Annotated in this window: 18 protein-coding genes; 5 read left to right on the top strand and 13 right to left on the bottom strand. The window is 61.9% G+C overall.

Annotated elements, in window-relative coordinates; translation table 11 throughout:
- Nucleotides 1-56: 56 nt before the first annotated feature.
- The 6 genes from argS to epmA all read right to left on the bottom strand — a co-directional run bounded on the left by argS (nucleotide 57) and on the right by epmA (nucleotide 5,743).
- On the bottom strand, nucleotides 57-1,799 hold the full coding sequence (gene argS, locus RMO18_RS12040; RefSeq protein ID WP_309666164.1) for an arginine--tRNA ligase: 1,743 nt from the start codon (nucleotides 1,797-1,799) through the stop codon (nucleotides 57-59).
- A gap of 63 nt (nucleotides 1,800-1,862) precedes the next feature.
- Nucleotides 1,863-2,336 (bottom strand): holin family protein, encoded by a 474-nt coding sequence (locus RMO18_RS12045; protein WP_309666166.1) that lies wholly within the window; start codon nucleotides 2,334-2,336, stop codon nucleotides 1,863-1,865.
- The gene (locus RMO18_RS12050; RefSeq protein WP_309666168.1) at nucleotides 2,327-2,938 is read right to left on the bottom strand and encodes a holin-associated N-acetylmuramidase; all 612 of its coding nucleotides are present in this window, start codon (nucleotides 2,936-2,938) and stop codon (nucleotides 2,327-2,329) included. The genes RMO18_RS12045 and RMO18_RS12050 overlap by 10 nt, the downstream gene beginning before the upstream one ends.
- A 75-nt stretch (nucleotides 2,939-3,013) precedes the next feature.
- Entirely contained in the window at nucleotides 3,014-3,478 is a 465-nt protein-coding gene (ccmE, locus tag RMO18_RS12055) for a cytochrome c maturation protein CcmE (RefSeq protein ID WP_309666169.1), read from the bottom strand.
- Nucleotides 3,479-3,485: 7 nt separating this feature from the next.
- Nucleotides 3,486-4,514: an N-acetyl-gamma-glutamyl-phosphate reductase gene (argC, locus tag RMO18_RS12060; protein WP_309666170.1), complete on the bottom strand. Its 1,029-nt coding sequence runs from the start codon at nucleotides 4,512-4,514 to the stop codon at nucleotides 3,486-3,488.
- 188 nt (nucleotides 4,515-4,702) lie between these two features.
- Nucleotides 4,703-5,743: an EF-P lysine aminoacylase EpmA gene (gene epmA / locus RMO18_RS12065; protein ID WP_309666172.1), complete on the bottom strand. Its 1,041-nt coding sequence runs from the start codon at nucleotides 5,741-5,743 to the stop codon at nucleotides 4,703-4,705.
- 80 nt (nucleotides 5,744-5,823) lie between these two features.
- Here epmA and efp point away from each other — a divergent pair, with 80 nt between their 5' ends.
- Together efp and RMO18_RS12075 are read left to right on the top strand one after the other, a co-directional pair.
- Nucleotides 5,824-6,390: an elongation factor P gene (gene efp / locus RMO18_RS12070; RefSeq protein WP_309666192.1), complete on the top strand. Its 567-nt coding sequence runs from the start codon at nucleotides 5,824-5,826 to the stop codon at nucleotides 6,388-6,390.
- Between the two features lie 320 nt (nucleotides 6,391-6,710).
- On the top strand, nucleotides 6,711-7,796 hold the full coding sequence (locus RMO18_RS12075) for a histidine kinase dimerization/phosphoacceptor domain -containing protein (protein ID WP_309666173.1): 1,086 nt from the start codon (nucleotides 6,711-6,713) through the stop codon (nucleotides 7,794-7,796).
- Nucleotides 7,797-7,828: 32 nt separating this feature from the next.
- Here RMO18_RS12075 and RMO18_RS12080 read toward each other — a convergent pair whose 3' ends face one another.
- Together RMO18_RS12080 and RMO18_RS12085 are read right to left on the bottom strand one after the other, a co-directional pair.
- Nucleotides 7,829-8,641 carry an aspartate/glutamate racemase family protein gene (locus RMO18_RS12080; RefSeq protein WP_309666175.1) on the bottom strand — a complete coding sequence of 271 codons (813 nt, stop codon included), beginning with the start codon at nucleotides 8,639-8,641 and terminating at the stop codon, nucleotides 7,829-7,831.
- A gap of 29 nt (nucleotides 8,642-8,670) precedes the next feature.
- Nucleotides 8,671-9,540 carry a lysophospholipid acyltransferase family protein gene (locus tag RMO18_RS12085; RefSeq protein WP_405054062.1) on the bottom strand — a complete coding sequence of 290 codons (870 nt, stop codon included), beginning with the start codon at nucleotides 9,538-9,540 and terminating at the stop codon, nucleotides 8,671-8,673.
- Nucleotides 9,541-9,703: 163 nt separating this feature from the next.
- Here RMO18_RS12085 and RMO18_RS12090 point away from each other — a divergent pair, with 163 nt between their 5' ends.
- A complete protein-coding gene (locus RMO18_RS12090; protein ID WP_309666176.1) occupies nucleotides 9,704-10,627 on the top strand; it encodes a LysR family transcriptional regulator in 924 nt (307 codons plus the stop codon).
- 176 nt (nucleotides 10,628-10,803) lie between these two features.
- Here RMO18_RS12090 and RMO18_RS12095 read toward each other — a convergent pair whose 3' ends face one another.
- Nucleotides 10,804-11,478 carry a glutathione S-transferase family protein gene (locus tag RMO18_RS12095; RefSeq protein ID WP_309666177.1) on the bottom strand — a complete coding sequence of 225 codons (675 nt, stop codon included), beginning with the start codon at nucleotides 11,476-11,478 and terminating at the stop codon, nucleotides 10,804-10,806.
- A gap of 100 nt (nucleotides 11,479-11,578) precedes the next feature.
- Between RMO18_RS12095 and RMO18_RS12100 the strand changes: the two genes are divergently transcribed.
- Entirely contained in the window at nucleotides 11,579-12,013 is a 435-nt protein-coding gene (locus RMO18_RS12100; protein ID WP_309666179.1) for a MarR family transcriptional regulator, read from the top strand.
- A gap of 3 nt (nucleotides 12,014-12,016) precedes the next feature.
- Here the strand turns inward: RMO18_RS12100 and RMO18_RS12105 are convergent, their stop codons facing one another.
- From RMO18_RS12105 to RMO18_RS12120, 4 genes are all read right to left on the bottom strand, one after another.
- Entirely contained in the window at nucleotides 12,017-13,243 is a 1,227-nt protein-coding gene (locus tag RMO18_RS12105) for a DUF6596 domain-containing protein (RefSeq protein WP_309666181.1), read from the bottom strand.
- Between the two features lie 4 nt (nucleotides 13,244-13,247).
- Nucleotides 13,248-13,610, bottom strand: coding sequence for a YciI family protein (locus RMO18_RS12110; protein WP_309666182.1), 363 nt, complete (start codon nucleotides 13,608-13,610; stop codon nucleotides 13,248-13,250).
- Between the two features lie 51 nt (nucleotides 13,611-13,661).
- Nucleotides 13,662-14,054: an MAPEG family protein gene (locus RMO18_RS12115; RefSeq protein WP_309666184.1), complete on the bottom strand. Its 393-nt coding sequence runs from the start codon at nucleotides 14,052-14,054 to the stop codon at nucleotides 13,662-13,664.
- Between the two features lie 187 nt (nucleotides 14,055-14,241).
- On the bottom strand, nucleotides 14,242-14,622 hold the full coding sequence (locus RMO18_RS12120; RefSeq protein ID WP_309666186.1) for a hypothetical protein: 381 nt from the start codon (nucleotides 14,620-14,622) through the stop codon (nucleotides 14,242-14,244).
- A 167-nt stretch (nucleotides 14,623-14,789) separates the two neighbouring features.
- Here RMO18_RS12120 and purL point away from each other — a divergent pair.
- Nucleotides 14,790-15,890 (top strand): phosphoribosylformylglycinamidine synthase subunit PurL (gene purL, locus RMO18_RS12125; protein WP_309666187.1); only part of this gene is annotated, 1,101 nt, incomplete at its 3' end.

Here is a 15,890-nt window from a genome sequence, read left to right on the forward strand (position 1 = left end):
GGGGTGGTTTGTCCCCCCCTGCTTTCACGCCTGTTGGGCCGGTCGCACGCAAAAGTTCAGCGCATTTCCTCGACCGGAGTGACACCCAAGATACCAAGACCAGCGCAAATAACAACGCCCACGGCCCGGACAAGGGCGATTTTTGCCTGCGAAACGTTCAAATCGTCCTGCAGGAACCGCAAACCGGCCTCGTCATTGCCCTTGTTCCACAACCCGTGGAAATCTGACGCGACCTCGTACAGGTAAAACGCCACCCGGTGCGGCTCATTGCCCTTGGCGGCAATCTCCACCAAGCGCGGCCATTCGGCCAGTTTGCGTGCCATCTGAATCTCGGCCTCGTGGTCCAGAACCGAAAGATCGGCCCGCGCCAGGGCTGCATCCGTCACGTCGATCCCCGCGTCGCGCGCCTTGCGCAGGATCGAATTGATCCGGGCATTGGCGTATTGCACATAGAACACCGGGTTGTCTTTCGACTGTTCCAGCACCTTGTCGAAATCGAAATCCAGCGCCACGTCGTTCTTGCGGGTCAGCATGATGAACCGGGTCACGTCTGCGCCCGCCTGCTCGACCACGTCGCGCAGGGTGACGAAGGTGCCGGCGCGTTTGGACATTTTGAACGGCTGGCCGCCCTTCCACAGTTTGACCAGCTGGATCAGCTTGATGTCCAGCGGCACACGGCCCCCCGACAGCGCCGATACCGCCGCCTTCATCCGCTTCACATAGCCGCCGTGATCGGCGCCCAGAATGTCGATCAATTCGTCAAAGCCGCGCTGAACCTTGTCATAGTGATAGGCGATGTCGGGGGCGAAATAGGTCCATGACCCATCCGATTTCTGCACCGGGCGGTCGACATCGTCACCATGCGCCGTGCTGCGGAACAGGGTCTGGACGCGCGGCTCCCAATCGTCCGGCTCCTTGCCTTTCGGGGCTTCCAGCACGCCTTCATAGATCAGCCCCATGCCGCGCAGTGCCTCGATCGCCGCTTCGATCTTGCCGGTGCCGTACAGGGCCTTCTCGCTCGAATAGACGTCCATCTCGACGCCCAGGGCCGCCAGATCGCCCCGGATCATCGCCATCATCATGCCGGTCGCAAACTCGCGCACATCGGCCAGCCAATACTGCTCGCCCTTGTCCAACAGGCGGTCGCCATACTTGGCCTTCAACGCCTCGCCCACCGGGATCAGGTAATCCCCCGGATACAGCCCTTCACGTATTTCCGGCTCCAGCCCATGCGCCTCGCGGTAGCGTTCATAGGCTGACCGCGCCAGCACATCGACCTGCGCGCCGCCGTCGTTGATATAATACTCCCGCGTCACATCCCAGCCCGCAAAGGCCAAGAGCCGCGCCAGCGCGTCGCCGACCACCGCGCCCCGCACATGGCCCACATGCATCGGCCCGGTCGGATTGGCGCTGACGAACTCTACGTTCACCCGCCGCCCCGCGCCCATGTCGGAGCGCCCAAAGCCCATCCCCGTCTCCAGCACCGCGCGCACCAGCCCCTGCCAGGCCTGATCCACCAGCCGCAGGTTCAGAAACCCCGGTCCCGCCACATCCGCCCCCGCCACGCGCGGGTCTTCCATCAGCCGCAACGCCAGCATGTCGGCAATCGCGCGCGGCGCCAGCCCTGCCGGTTTGGCCAGCACCATCGCTGCATTCGTCGCCAGATGCCCATGCCCCGCATCGCGCGGCGGCTCTACCGCGACAGCGGCAAGGTCCAGCCCCATGGGCAGCTTGCCATCGGCAGCAAGCGCGGCAAGTTCGCCCACCACCAGCTCACGAATATCGGCGAAAAGGTTCATCTGGTCACATCCTCATTCTTGCCCAAGGCCATGCCAGAGGGCGCGATAGAGGTCAAGGATCGCTCAGGTTTCAGACCGCCAGTCGGCCAATGCCGGGTTGTCTTCGGCCTGCGTGCCAAGCCCCGCCGGCATCCGCACCTCGCGGTTGCGAAAGTAATGCGTCTCGCGCGCGCCAAAGTAGAACGCCACCACCGCACCCAGCAGCCACCAGAGCGGCTCTGGCACCGCATTCAACCCCACCATCCGCTCGGCAAACCTGAACGGGTCCACCATCGCATAGACGAACAGCCCGATCGTCCCGAACGCCAGCAGCGGCCGCGGCAACCGGTTCAGCCCGTTTACCAGCCGGTCGAACCAGCCGGCCGAGGGGTTGCCGAACTCATCCCCCAACTGCCGCAAGGCCGCCATCTGCGCCTCCGCAGACAGCTCCATCCGCTTGGTGGCCGAGGGCACGAACACCTCCGCCATCCCCTTTGCGGCCTCGCCCAGGGCCGTCACCGCCGCAGGCCCGCCCACCAGCTTGCCGATCACGCCCATGCTGCCACCCGTGCGGCATGCTGTGCCGCCGTCAGGTGATACTTCGGCGAAATGAACTCCTCCGCCCGGGTGATCCAGCCACCCTTGCCGCCATCCTTGCGGCGCGCGAACTTGCGGCTGGCCGGGCGTTTGTCGGCAAGCGTGTAATAGTAGTTCCGCCGCGCAATCCCGTAAGCGTCCGCCAGATGCGATGGCGCCGCCTCAGAGGCCATCTGCGCCGCGCGAATGGTCTGCGGCCCGATCTCGCCGTCCGCATCGCAGGGAAATCCCATATCCCCCAGCAATCGCTGCAATATCTTCACCGCATTGCCGCCCGCATTCACATACATGTCAAACACGCTGGCCTGCAGCGCCTCGGGCAGTGCCGCGATGCCGGGGCGCTTGTAGTAATGCTCCAGATAGATTTCCACCGCTTGCGCCCGGCTCAGGGCGCGCACGTCGGCCACGTCGATGCGCGTGTCGCGGTTCACATCGATCCCAAGGCGGCGCAGCGTGCCGATCGTGACCCCGTGGTTGGTGGCGCCGCCCGGATCATCGGGGTCGTTCACGAACCCACCCTCGCGGGCGACAATCTCTTCGGCAATCTGTTGGACGGACACCATCTGCTTCTCCGGTTGGCGGCGTTGCGCCCCAACCATCGGAAGTTCTTGTTAACCCACCTTCACCGCAGCGTACGCTCAGCTTTCCGGTTTGGCGTTCGGGTCCTTGTAGACGCCTTGTTCCTTCAGCGCCTCCACCACTTCCTTCGGCATGTAGGTCTCGTCATGCTTGGCCAGCACTTCGGTGGCGACAAAAGTCTGCCCCTCCATCCGCCCCAGCGCCACGATCCCCTCGCCTTCCGCGAACAGGTCCGGCAGCACCCCGGTATAGCTCACCGGCACTGTCGCATTGGTATCGGTCACTGAAAACCGCACCGCCGCCCCATCGTCGCGCACCACCGACCCCTCGACCACCAGCCCGCCCACCCGAAACACCTCGTTTGGCGACGGCGGGTCTTCCAGCACCTGCGTCGGGCTGCGGAAAAAGTTGATGCCATCCTGCATCGCATAGCCGATCAGCGCCGTAGCCACCGCCAACGCCACCACCGCTAACGCGATAATCTGGATACGCCGTTGTTTCTTAAGCCCTTTCAGTCCCGCCATCAGCTCCTCACGGGAAGACCGGCGCCAGCATCAGCCCGGTTGTTTCTTCGATCCCCAGCATCAGGTTCGCATTCTGGATCGCCTGCCCCGATGACCCTTTGGTCAGATTGTCCAGAACCGCCACCACCACCGCAAGCCCGGGCTTGCGGTCGCCAATCACCCCCAGATGGCAGAAATTGGATCCCGCAATGTCGCGTGTCGAGGGGAGTGTGCCAAAGGGTAGCACCCGCAGGAACGGTTCCGTCGCATAGGCCGCCGCCAGCGTCGCATGTACCACCGCCGGGTCGCCCTTTACATAGACTGTCGCGAGGACACCCCGGTTCATCGGCAACAGATGCGGGGTGAACTGCACCAGCACCGGGCGACCGGCAAGTTTCGAAAACTCCTGATCAAACTCGCCCAGATGCCGGTGCTTGCCGCCCGCCGAATAGGCATGCGTGCCGCCTGACAACTCGGCGTGCAGCAGGTTCTCCTTCAGGCTTCGCCCAGCCCCGCTGACCCCTGCTTTCAGGTCGATCAGAATATCGTCAAGGTCGATCACTTTGGCCGCAATCAACGGCAGCAGCGCAAACTGCCCGGTGGCCGCGTTGCAGCCGGTGCCCGCCACCAGCCGCGCAGCGCGGATGTCATCGCGGTAAAACTCGGTCAGACCATAGACCGCTTCTTTCTGCAGCTCCGGCTGGCTGTGCGGCTGGCCATACCACTTTTCATAACCCGCCGGGTCGCGCAGCCGGAAATCGGCGCTCAGGTCCACGATCTTCAGATCACGCGGCAATCTGGCAATCACCTCTTGCGTCGTTGCATGAGGAAGGGCGCAGAAGCACAAGTCAACATTAGAAAAATCGATCTCGTCGATCTTGCTGAGCATCGGCAGGTCAAGATGCCGCAGAAACGGAAATACTTCCGCCATCGCCATCCCGGCCTTGCGGTCGGCCGATAGTGCGACGATCTGCATCTCCGGATGCGTGGCGATCAAGCGTACCAGTTCCGCGCCGGTGTAGCCCGAGGCTCCGAGAATGGCTATTTTATGGGTCATCGTCTTGCCTCCCGTCCTGGCAGCGCGCTCGTCAAACTCGGCGCCTTACTTGCGCCGAAGTACGGTCATTTGCAAGAACCCCTATTGCCGGGGCGAGATCAGCCAATCGTTACCAAATCCCTAATCTGGAATCGTAACCCATTGATATCATGTGATCGAATTTCTGTCCACGCGTGGACAAGGCCAATTCAAGCTACCGGCACCCACATCACATCTTCGATCCTCGGTGCCCCCGTGGCCAGCATCACCACCCGGTCGAACCCCATCGCGATCCCCGACGCGGCAGGCATGATTTTCAACGCCTCAAGGAAATCCTCATCCAGCGGATACCGCTCTCCATAGACCCTCTCCTTTTCATCCATCTCCAGCCCGAACCGTTGCCGCTGCTCCTCCGGGTCGGTCAGTTCGCCGAACCCGTTGGCCAGCTCCACCCCGCAGGCATAAACCTCGAACCGCTCCGCCACCCGCTGGTCCCCCGCGACCCGCCGCGCCAGCGCCGCCTCCGCCGCCGGATAGCGGTCCAGGATCGTGATCCGCCCCATCCCAAGATGCGGCTCCACCTTTTCCGACAACACCCGGCTCAGCAGGTCCGACCAGGTGTCATCCTCAGCCCTGCGCAGGCCGATCGCGTCCAACTCACGCGCCAGCCGCGCTGCGGAAACCGTGCCATCCGCCGTGATCGAGGCCAGCAGGTCCACCCCCGCGTATCTCTCGAAGGCCTCCGCCACCGACAGCCGTTCCGGTTGCGCATAGGGATCGCAGCTGTGCTCCCGAAAGCGCAGCTCCCGGCTTCCCGCCGCCGATACCGCCAGCCGCAGAAAGCCGACCGTGTCTTCCATCAGTTGCTCGTACCCTTCACCGACCCGGTACCATTCCAGCATCGTGAATTCCGGTGAGTGCAGCGCCCCCCGTTCGCGGTTGCGCCAGACATGGGCAAAGGCATGGATCTTTGTCTCCCCCGCCGCGAGCAGCTTCTTCATCGCGAACTCGGGAGAGGTATGGAGATACATGTCCCGCCCGACCCCGTCATTGCCGATGGCAGACGTGGCAAAGCCGTGCAGATGCGCTTCATTTCCCGGCGAGATTTGCAGGGCGACCGGGTCCACCTCGGTGAATCCCTCCACCGCCAACCAGCCGCGGATCGCGGCCTGGATCCGGCCCCGCGCCAACAAAAGCGGGCGGCGGTCGGCGTGACGGTCAGGGCTCCACCAAGGCGTGTTTGGTTTCATCTGGAATTTCCGGTCAGGATGGGTTAGTGCGCGGCGACGCCCGTTTACGGGCCATGCCAGCCAATCACAAGGACCGCGCTTTGAAAGTCATCGCCTCCTCGCTCCGCAAGGGCAACGTCGTCGAACTGGACGGCCGTCTTTACGTCGTCCTCAAGTCGGAGAATTTCCACCCCGGCAAGGGCACGCCGACCACCAGCGTCGACATGCGGCGGATCTCGGACGGGGTGAAGGTGGCCGAGCGTTGGCGCACGACCGAGATGGTCGAGAAGGCCACCGTGGACGAGCGGGAGTACGACTTTCTCTATGAGGACGGCGAGGGGTTCCACTTCATGGAGCCGGAAAGCTATGAGCAGATCGCGGTTCATCCGGACGTGGTCGGCGACGGCAAGGTGTTCCTGACGGACGGGATGAAGGTCTACCTCAAGACCTTCGAGGGTGCGGCGATTGCCATCGAGTTTCCGCAGCGGGTGATCGTGGAAATCACCGAGACGGAGCCGGTGGTGAAGGGGCAGACGGCGTCGTCTTCCTATAAGCCCGCGATCTGTTCGAACGGGCTGCGGGTCATGGTGCCGCCGCATATCGGGGCGGGGACGCGGATCGAGATCAATACTGAGGATAATTCTTATGTTGGGCGAGCGAAGGAGTGATGGCCCTTGGGCCTCAAAGACGATTGTCCACGCGTGGACACGGTGGCAGTTGTAAGCATATCAACGGGTTAGTCGGCGTTGTTATCCAGTTGTTAAGATCTGGATATCTTAACGGATGGCGTACATGGTCGCAACGTGGATGCTGGAGCAATGCGGTCTATCGCCAGCATGCTGACCCGACGAAAATACAGGTAAAGATCTGTGCTGGTAGCTAAGATGATCGCGCTGAGCTTTCGATCCAACCAGAGTGTTCGCTGATTAATGAATAGACAGCTGGAAAGCTGGTGTTAACCTCGTCCTTATGAATTATTGGAAATCACATGTCGGATCAAACTGTCCACGCTGATACTTTGATCGACCCGGCGGCTGTTGTCGATGCTCTGGAAAGCAATCGATTCAAGGACTTTCTGGACCATGTACCGGTTGCCATTGCGGTTTCGGAACTGCAACCATCAGAAGTCGTCCGATACGCCAACCTGGAATTTCAGCGACTGACAGGGCGAACAGCGATAGAGATCGAGGGGAAAAGTTGGCGAGCGTTACCCGGAATTGCTTCGGCCGATGGCGATGAGAGGTTGCTGCGGGACGCTGTCAAAGACGATTCGGAGTATATCGGTGTCTTCGCGATCGACTGCGAGGTTGGCACCATCAATGTGGACGTCTGGTCGAACACCATCGAAGGCGACACCGGAGAGCCGATCTACCGTCTGGTGGCCATGGGTCGCGCCGCCGACGCCACCGATATCCGAAACGCCGAGGCGACGGCGCTTTACCAGAAAGATGTTCAGCTCAAGGAACTTCAACACCGGGTTAAAAATAACCTGCAAATGATCACGTCCCTGATACGCGCAGAGGCGCGCAGCCTGCAGCACCCCGACACCAGCGAAAGCTTTGGCCGACTTGCGGGCCGGGTGAATGCGCTTGCGGTCTTGTATGATGCACTCTCTCACGACAAAACCGATGATCAGGTCGACTTGGGGTCCTATCTCGGTCAGATTGCATCCGCCGTGATGCAGGCGCATGCCACGACGGGGATACGGCTTGACACCAAGATCGACAGCTGGCCGGTCTCGATCAATGTTGCGCTGCCGGCGGGCCTTGTGGTGAACGAGGTGCTGACGAATGCCCTGAAGCATGCCTTCAAGGCCGGCGAGGGCGGCATCATCAAACTATACAGTCTGATTGATGACCAAGGCTGCCACATCACCATTTCCGATGACGGCATCGGCCTGCTGGAGGGGGCGGTCTGGCCGCTTCCCGGCAAACTCAGTGCGGTTATCGTGCAGTCCCTGAAACAGAATGCCGCTGCCGCAGTGTCGGTTCGGTCCGCGCCGAAGAAAGGCGTTTCAGTGACAATTTCTTTCGCCAAAGCGGCAGCGGCACCGGCCAATGCCAAGCAAGGCTGACCCTTGGAGCCTGGCTTTGGATAGGCCCCTCCTCACGCCGCCTCGAACACCACTTTTTTCCGCAAGAACTGCGTCGCGCGGTCGCTGACGGAGCGGGGGTCGCCGGTGGTCAGGAACTTCGCCTTCTTGCCCTGCCCCAGCATTTCGGGCCGACGGGTCAGATAGTCGGCCAAGCTTTCGGCCACCAGGTTGGCTTGAGAATAGACCTTGACCCCCGGCCCCAACGCTTCGGCGAACACCCGCTCCATCAAGGGGTAATGAGTGCAGCCGAGAACGGCGGCTTCGGGGTGGGGCATGCGGCGTTTCAGGGCGTCGACATGGCCGCGCACCAAAGCTTCGGCAAGGATCTCGTCGCCTTGCTCAATCGCGTCGACCACGCCGCCGCAGGGCTGCGCCTCGACGTCCACGCCGATGGCGCGGAACGCAAGCTCGCGCTGGAAGGCGCGGGAGGCGACGGTGGCAGGGGTGGCGAAGAAGGCGACGTGCTTTACCGCAACTTCGCGCGGCGGCGAGTTGTCGCCCCAGTTGCGTTCTGTCACCGCCTCGATCATCGGGACCAGCACACCCAGCACCCGCTTGTCGCGCGGCAGCCAGGTTTCCTGCATCCGTTTCAAGGCGGCGGCGGCGGCGGTGTTGCAGGCGAGAACCACCAGATCGCAGCCCTCGGCCCAAAGCCGTTCGACGCCGGCGGTGGTCAGCTTGAAGATATCATCAGGGGTGCGCACGCCGTAGGGCGCATGGGCGTTGTCGCCGAAGTAGACGAAGGGCACATCCGGCAGGCGCTTTGTTACGGCGTCAAGCACGGTAAGGCCGCCCAGACCGGAATCGAACACACCAACTGCCATGCCTGCCCCCTTTTCGCGGCAGGCCGGAGTTACCGGGTCTTGTACCGCTCTTCGAACTCGTACCCCGGATCATAGGTGCGAAGGGGCGTGGGCGAAAGGGCATAGGTTGCGCGGCGCAGGCTTTCCATCATCGCGGTCGGATCAGAGCCGAGGCTGTGGCGCGGGATCGGGTCGCCGATCACCAGACGGACCGGCGCATCGGTGCGCGAGCGGAATTCCTTGATCAACAGGCCAAGGCGCAAGGTGTAATGCAGGTGCGAGGCAATCTGGAACAGGCGCGAATTCTGCCCCTCGAAGTACAGCGGCACAATGGTGGCATCGGACTTGGCGATCATCTTGGCGGTGAAGTTGCGCCAGGACGGATCCATCGGCGGGCCGAAGGGTTTGGCGGCGGTGGATACGGTGCCGCCGGGGAAAATGCCGATTGCCCCGCCGTCACCGAGGTAGCGAAGGGCGGTTGCGCGGGTGTCGATATTGAGCTGCACCGCCTCTTTGGTGGCATCGAACGAGATCGGCAGCAGAACCTTGTTCAACGTCTCGGCCCGGCGGAACACCGAGTTGGCAAGGATGCGGAAATCACCGCGGGTCCGTTGCAGGATGTGGCCAAGGATCAGCCCGTCAAGGATGCCGTAGGGGTGGTTGGCAATCATGATCAGCGGGCCAGTGCGGGGAATGTTGTCGAGCGAGCCGCCGATGATGTCGAGCGACAGGCCGTAGCGTTCCACCATCACATCCCAGAACGGAATGCCGCGGGCGATGTCTTGTTCGTAGCCCTTGGCGCGGCGGATCAGGGACAGCCGACCGGTGGTGTTTTCCAGCATCCGGATCAAGGCGCGGCCACTGCGAGAGCGGGCCGAAGTGGCGTAGGTGATGTCGCGGGTCAGGTCTCTGGCGGTCATTATTGGGTCCGGTTTTTGCTGTTGACGGCGATGCCACAGACAGATGACGGCAGCATGACAGTGCGGAATTCAGGGTGCGGATTTCCGGTGTTTACAGTCGAAGGATTTTGCGTGAACAGGGCACTATTGTGTTAGGGTCGCGCGGATTTCGCAGGAGTTGGTGATGGATTGGGACAAGCTGAGGATTTTTCATGCAGTGGCCGAAAAGGGCAGTTTGACCCATGCCGGTGAGGTGCTGCACCTTAGCCAATCCGCTGTCAGCCGCCAGATCCGTGCGTTGGAGGAAAGTCTGGCGGTAACGCTGTTTCACCGGCATGCGCGAGGGCTTATCCTGACCGAGCAGGGCGAGTTGCTGTATGACGCGACGCAAGCCATGGCCAAGCGGCTGGATGCGACGGCGGCACGGATACGGGACAGCGAGGATGAGGTGTTCGGCGAGTTGCGGGTGACTACGACCACCGGCTTTGGGACCCTGTGGCTGGCCCCAAGGCTTGCGCGGCTGTATGAGAAGTACCCGGCGCTGAAGATCGATCTGATGCTGGAAGAGCGGGTGCTGGATCTGCCGATGCGCGAGGCAGATGTGGCGATCCGGATGAAGGAGCCAAGCCAGGCCGACCTGATCCGTAAACGGCTGATGAACATCAAGATGCGGCTTTATGCGACGCCGGAGTATCTGGAAACGCACGGCACGCCGGTCACGATGGACGATTTCAGCCAGCACCGACTGATCAGCCAGCACGCAGGCACGCCGCAAGTGGCAGCAGGTGCGCTGCTGGTGCAGGAGTTGATGAGCCACGACATCCCCTCGACCCTGACGGTAAACAACTATTTTGGCGTGTTGCAGGCGGTGTTGAACCATTTGGGTATCGGGGTGATGCCCGACTATATCACCGAGGATTTCCCGCATCTGGTGCGGGTGCTGGACGATGTGCAAAGCGCCGAAGTGCCAGTGTTTCTTGCCTACCCGGAAGAACTGCGGCATTCCAAACGGGTGGCGGCGTTCCGCGATTTCGTGGTGGACGAGATCATGACCTATCGGCGGCGGCAGAACGATGAGGCGGTCACGGCGTCGGCGGTTGCCGGCTGATCGCATTTGTCGGTATGCAAACAACGCATGGCGGCAATGCCGCAAAAGTGGACCTGTTCGCCTTGTTTCCGGGCGGTCTTCAAACTACCTCGGTGATTGAGGCGATGATTGAGATTTCTCTCACCGCCTCATACCTCCCTGTTGGACTTGGCCGAGCGCAAGCTCGGCCTTTTTTTTTACGCCCGTGCCAAAAGTGCACCTTCATGAGCGCGCAGGAATGCGTGCAGCAGGTCGTTGTAGTTGGGCACTACCGCCGTGATCACCGAAGGCCGGGCAGCAAGCGCCTTGCGCCATGCCGTGACCTTGGGCAGGCCGGTGAGGATGCAGAGATCGGTGATCTGGTCGAACACATCGAAGTAGCGGAACATCGGCGCGAAGACAGCATCGACGACAGAGAATGCCGCACCCGCAAACCACGGACCGCCAGCCAGCGCCGCCTCGACGCGGGCGAATTTGTCCCGCAGGGTCGCGACCTTTTGATCAAGGACAGTGCTATCCTTGGTCGTTTCCAGCACCCAGATATCACCGAGCATCGAAGAGCCGAACTCCATCCAGGCGCGATGTCTGGCGCGGGCCAGCGGGGCGGTTGGGTGCAACGGCGACGGTGTGGTGTCTTCGATGTATTCGACGATCACGCTGCTTTCAAAGAGCACCTCATCGCCGACAAGCAGAAGCGGCACCTTGCCCTGCGGCGAAATGCGGGTGAACCAGTCGGGCTTGTTTGCGAGGTCCACATCGCGGCGGGCGAAGGGAATACCCTTTTCAGCCAGCACGATAGCGGCGCGCTGGACGTAGGGGCAAAGGTCGAAGGAGACGAGGGTCATGCTGTCGGTGGTCAGGGTGTCGGTCACGGGAATCATCCTTGTAGTTTTAAATGCACATGCATCTTTTTTCATGCACTCGCATGGATGTCAACCTTGATCCATATGCATGAACTGTTAAGGTCTGGCGATGAATGATCTTCCCGATGAGACGACGATTCTGGCTTGGGCACGGTTGGTACTGGCCGCGCGTTCGGTACTGGGCGCTGTTGAGGCGGACCTGAAGGCCGCCGGATTTCCGCCGCTCGGCTGGTATGATGTGGCGCTGGAGGTACGGCGCGCAGGCAGGGCCATGCGCCCGGTGGAGATCGAAGAACAGCTTTTGATCCCGCAGTCGAACGTGTCGCGGCTGCTGGACCGGATGGTTGCGGCAGGATATCTGTCGCGCCAGCCCTGCGCTGATGACCGGCGCGGGTTCGAGTTGAACCTCACTCTGGCCGGGCACGACCTGTTGGCGAAGATGTGGCCGACCTACCGTGACCTGATCCAGAGGCATGTCGGCGGCAAGCTGCAACCGGGTGAGGCTGAAACGCTGGCTGCCGCGCTTGGGCGGCTGCTGGACTGACCCTCAGGACAAAAGCCGGGCGCGGCGGCGGCTGAGGAAGGCCGCGTCCGAAGGTGAGGCGGCCAGATCGATTGCACGGGCATAGGCTTCGTTGGCAGCGGTGATCTGACCGCTTCGCGCCAGAAGCTCGGCCCGGGCGGCGTGGAACGGCTGGTAGGCGGCAAGGTCTGATTGAAGCTGGTCAAGGGCGGCAAGGGCGCAGCCAAGATCGCCCGCTTCGGCCACGGCCACGGCCTGATTGAGGCGCACCACCGGGGTCGGTTCATGGGCGTGCAGGCCCGCGTAAAGGGCGGCGATCTGCGGCCAGTCGGGCGGATCGCTGGTCTGGCAGGCGGCAATCGCGGCCTTGATCTGGAACGGGCCGGGAGTGCGGCGGGTGATCGCCGCGTCAAGGTGGGCCAGCCCATCGGCAACCATCGCGTGATCCCAGAGGCTGCGGTCCTGATCGGTCAGCGCCACGGTCACGCCATCGGCGATGCGGGCGGCGCGGCGGGCATGGGTCAGAAGCAGAAGGGCAAGCGCACCTTCGACCTCGGCCTCGGCGGGGCGCAGATCGTTCAGCATACGGGCAAGGAAAATAGCCTCGTCGCACAGATCGCGGCCGGCGTGGGGGCCAATGGTGTAGCCTGCGTTGAAGATCAGGTAGACCACTGTCAGCACCGAATTCAGCCGGTCGGCCCAATCTTCGGGATCGGGGACACGGAAGGGAATGCCGGCGGCGGCGATCTTGGCCTTGGCGCGGCTGAGGCGCTGGCCCAGCGTTGGTTCGGTATCAAGGAAAGCGCGGGCGATTTCGGGCGTGGACAACCCGCCAAGGGTGCGCAGGGTCAGCGCCACGCGGGATTTCTGATCAAGTGCCGGGTGGCAGCAGGTAAAGATCAGGCGCAGGCGGTCATCGGCGATCATCTCAGGCTCGGTATCATCGGCTTCGTCCTTGGACAGGCGGGCGAGATCGGCAGCTTTGCGGGCCTCGCGGGCACCGCTGCGCAACCGGTCGATGGCCTTGCGCAGCGCGACTTTCAGCAGCCAGCCCTGCGGCGAGTTGGGTAGGCCCGCGCGGCCCCAGTGCGACAGCGCCGAGATCGCGGCCTCCTGCAGCGCCTCTTCGGCCAGCTGGAAGTCGCGCAACCGGGCAATCAGCGCGGCAATAAGCCGCCCCCGGTCATTGCGCATCACCTGATCAAGGGCACGGGTGATGGCAATGGCCTGCGAGGCGGCTTGGGTGGTCATCGGATCATTTGCCTGCCGGGTTGTAATCCATCAGGGGGCGCACTTCGACCGTGCCCCAATGGGCGGGTGGCATGATTTTGGCATAGCGAAGGGCCGCATCAAGATCAGGCACATCGACCACATAGTATCCACCGAGGTGTTCTTTGGTTTCGGCAAAGGGGCCATCCATCGTTTCCACCTTTCCGCCGCGGATACGCAGCGACGTGGCGGTTTCAACACCTTGCAAGCCTTCACCCGAGTCAAGCACGCCGTCGGCGACCAGCTTTGCACTTACGGCAGCAAATTCAGCCATCATTTTTTCGAACTCTGCTGTGCCATAGGCAGGTTCTGCTGCGGGATTTCCATAAAGCAAGATCATGTATTTCATAGCAAGATTCCTTTGTCCTTGGGTTACGAGATTTCCGGTTGTGGTCGTGGGTCAGAGGCCGAGGATGTTCACACCGAGGCAGACCATCATGTTCAGGGTGGCCAGGATGTTGGTGCCGTTGCCGACATAGCGCAGCGGATGGGCCGAATTGTCGATCTTCAGCCCGGAGGGATGTGCGATTCTGCCGATCAGCAACAGCGCGCCGGAGATGTGCAGATAAAGTGCCGGTGCGCCCATGCCTTCTGCAAGGATCATCAGGATCAGCACGAAGGGGGTCCATTCGACAAAGTTGCCATGCTGGCGAATGCGCAACAGCATTTCGGGATTGCCGCCGTCACCAATCGACAGCTTGAGGCCGCCACGCATGCTGGTGGTGCGGAACCACAGGATCAGGAAGATGACTGCAAGCGGCAGGGCGTAGATCGGGGTTACTTCAAAGGCCATGATTTCACTTTCTTGGGTTCAGGTTTCGATAACCCAAGGACGCTGGCACTTTGCCGATTTCGACACGCCGCACAAATATTTTCGCCGAGCATCGGAAGTTGCGGTCACTGCTGCCGTGCCGGGCCGGGCCAAATGAAAAAAGCCCGGCAGTTTCCTGCCGGGCCTTTGGTCGATGAATGCGGGCCGCTTAGCCTTTGGTTGCAGGCTCCAACTGGCTGCTCAGCGCGACGAAGAGTTCCGCTTCGGTCCAGCCCAGCGTCAGCGAGCCGTCGGCAACCATGTCCTTCGGCATTGGCACGGTGAACGACTTGACGCTCGACTTTGACGCGATGTCACCGTTGATCGTGACGATGACGATCAGTGCGCCATCGGCATCTTCGTAGACGCCTTCGACCTGACCGATGACGATCTGGTCTTTGGTCCGGACTTCATTGCCGATGAAAGCGCTGTCCTCCAGCATCTTGACTGTGGTCATGTCTTCGGGCGACGAGCCAAGCATCGCGTCGGCGGACAGATCCACCGCTAGCGCCGGGGCAGCGATCAGCGAAGCGGCTGTGGCAACAGCCAAGAAAAATTTGGATTTCAACATTCTGTTTACTCCTGTTTGTCGCCGGTCACCCGGCATGCGTGAACAACGGCTGGATCGCGGATCGGTTCCACCCGTCAGGCTATTTGTTGGTCTTTCATGTTCTGGGTTGATCGCATAAGGAACCAGCAGTCGAGCGGAGAGACCCCATGCAGGACCCGAAGATCACCCCGGACCTTGTTGCCAGTCACGGGCTGAAGCCGGATGAATACCAGCGGTTGTTGAGCATCATCGGGCGGGTGCCGTCGTTTACCGAACTGGGCATCTTCTCGGCGATGTGGAACGAGCATTGTTCCTACAAGTCGTCGAAGAAATGGCTGCGCACCCTGCCCACCACCGGGCCGCAGGTGATTTGCGGGCCGGGCGAGAATGCCGGTGTGGTGGATATTGGCGATGGTCAGGCGGTGATCTTCAAGATGGAGAGCCATAACCACCCAAGCTATATCGAGCCGCATCAGGGCGCCGCGACCGGCGTGGGCGGCATTCTGCGCGATGTGTTCACCATGGGCGCGCGGCCGATTGCGGCGATGAATTCGTTGTCTTTCGGGCTGCCCAGCCACCCCAAGACCCGCCATCTGGTGAAGGGTGTGGTTGAGGGTGTGGGATCTTACGGCAACGCGTTCGGGGTGCCGACGGTGGGCGGCGAAGTGCGCTTTCACCGCAGCTACAACGGCAACTGTCTGGTCAACGCCTTTGCTGCGGGCCTCGCGGATGCGGACAAGATTTTCTATTCGGTGGCCAGCGGTGTCGGGATGCCCGTGGTCTATCTGGGTGCCAAGACCGGGCGCGACGGGGTGGGCGGGGCTACCATGGCATCAGCCGAATTCGATGACACGATCGAGGACAAGCGCCCGACGGTGCAAGTCGGCGACCCGTTCACCGAAAAACGCCTGCTGGAGGCGTGTCTGGAGCTGATGGCCAGTGGCGCGGTCATTTCCATTCAGGATATGGGGGCTGCGGGGCTGACCTGTTCAGCGGTGGAGATGGGCGATAAGGGAGGCCTCGGCATCCGGTTGCAACTGGATGACGTGCCACAGCGCGAAACGGGCATGACCGCCTATGAGATGATGCTGTCGGAATCCCAGGAACGGATGCTGATGGTGCTGAAACCTGAGCTTGAGGCGGTGGCGCGGGCGATTTTCGTGAAATGGGATCTGGATTTTGCGATTGTCGGCGAGACCATCCCGGAGGACCGGTTCCTGATCCTGCACGGCAATGCGGTGAAAGCCGATCTGCCGCTGTCAAAGCTC

This window comes from Tabrizicola sp. (genome assembly GCF_031377265.1).
Taxonomy (GTDB): Bacteria; Pseudomonadota; Alphaproteobacteria; order Rhodobacterales; family Rhodobacteraceae; genus JAUYQR01.

Excerpts from the sequence above, each read along its gene's own strand:
- RMO18_RS12085 (WP_405054062.1), bottom strand. The coding sequence starts at position 9,540 with ATGACCGCCAGAGACCTGACCCGCGACATCACCTACGCCACTTCGGCC.
- RMO18_RS12105 (WP_309666181.1), bottom strand. The coding sequence starts at position 13,243 with ATGACCACCCAAGCCGCCTCGCAGGCCATTGCCATCACCCGTGCCCTT.
- epmA (WP_309666172.1), bottom strand. The coding sequence starts at position 5,743 with ATGAAACCAAACACGCCTTGGTGGAGCCCTGACCGTCACGCCGACCGC.
- RMO18_RS12100 (WP_309666179.1), top strand. The coding sequence starts at position 11,579 with ATGAATGATCTTCCCGATGAGACGACGATTCTGGCTTGGGCACGGTTG.
- RMO18_RS12045 (WP_309666166.1), bottom strand. The coding sequence starts at position 2,336 with ATGGGCGTGATCGGCAAGCTGGTGGGCGGGCCTGCGGCGGTGACGGCC.
- argS (WP_309666164.1), bottom strand. The coding sequence starts at position 1,799 with ATGAACCTTTTCGCCGATATTCGTGAGCTGGTGGTGGGCGAACTTGCC.
- RMO18_RS12110 (WP_309666182.1), bottom strand. The coding sequence starts at position 13,610 with ATGAAATACATGATCTTGCTTTATGGAAATCCCGCAGCAGAACCTGCC.
- RMO18_RS12080 (WP_309666175.1), bottom strand. The coding sequence starts at position 8,641 with ATGGCAGTTGGTGTGTTCGATTCCGGTCTGGGCGGCCTTACCGTGCTT.
- RMO18_RS12050 (WP_309666168.1), bottom strand. The coding sequence starts at position 2,938 with ATGGTGTCCGTCCAACAGATTGCCGAAGAGATTGTCGCCCGCGAGGGT.
- RMO18_RS12115 (WP_309666184.1), bottom strand. The coding sequence starts at position 14,054 with ATGGCCTTTGAAGTAACCCCGATCTACGCCCTGCCGCTTGCAGTCATC.
- argC (WP_309666170.1), bottom strand. The coding sequence starts at position 4,514 with ATGACCCATAAAATAGCCATTCTCGGAGCCTCGGGCTACACCGGCGCG.
- ccmE (WP_309666169.1), bottom strand. The coding sequence starts at position 3,478 with ATGGCGGGACTGAAAGGGCTTAAGAAACAACGGCGTATCCAGATTATC.
- RMO18_RS12075 (WP_309666173.1), top strand. The coding sequence starts at position 6,711 with ATGTCGGATCAAACTGTCCACGCTGATACTTTGATCGACCCGGCGGCT.
- RMO18_RS12090 (WP_309666176.1), top strand. The coding sequence starts at position 9,704 with ATGGATTGGGACAAGCTGAGGATTTTTCATGCAGTGGCCGAAAAGGGC.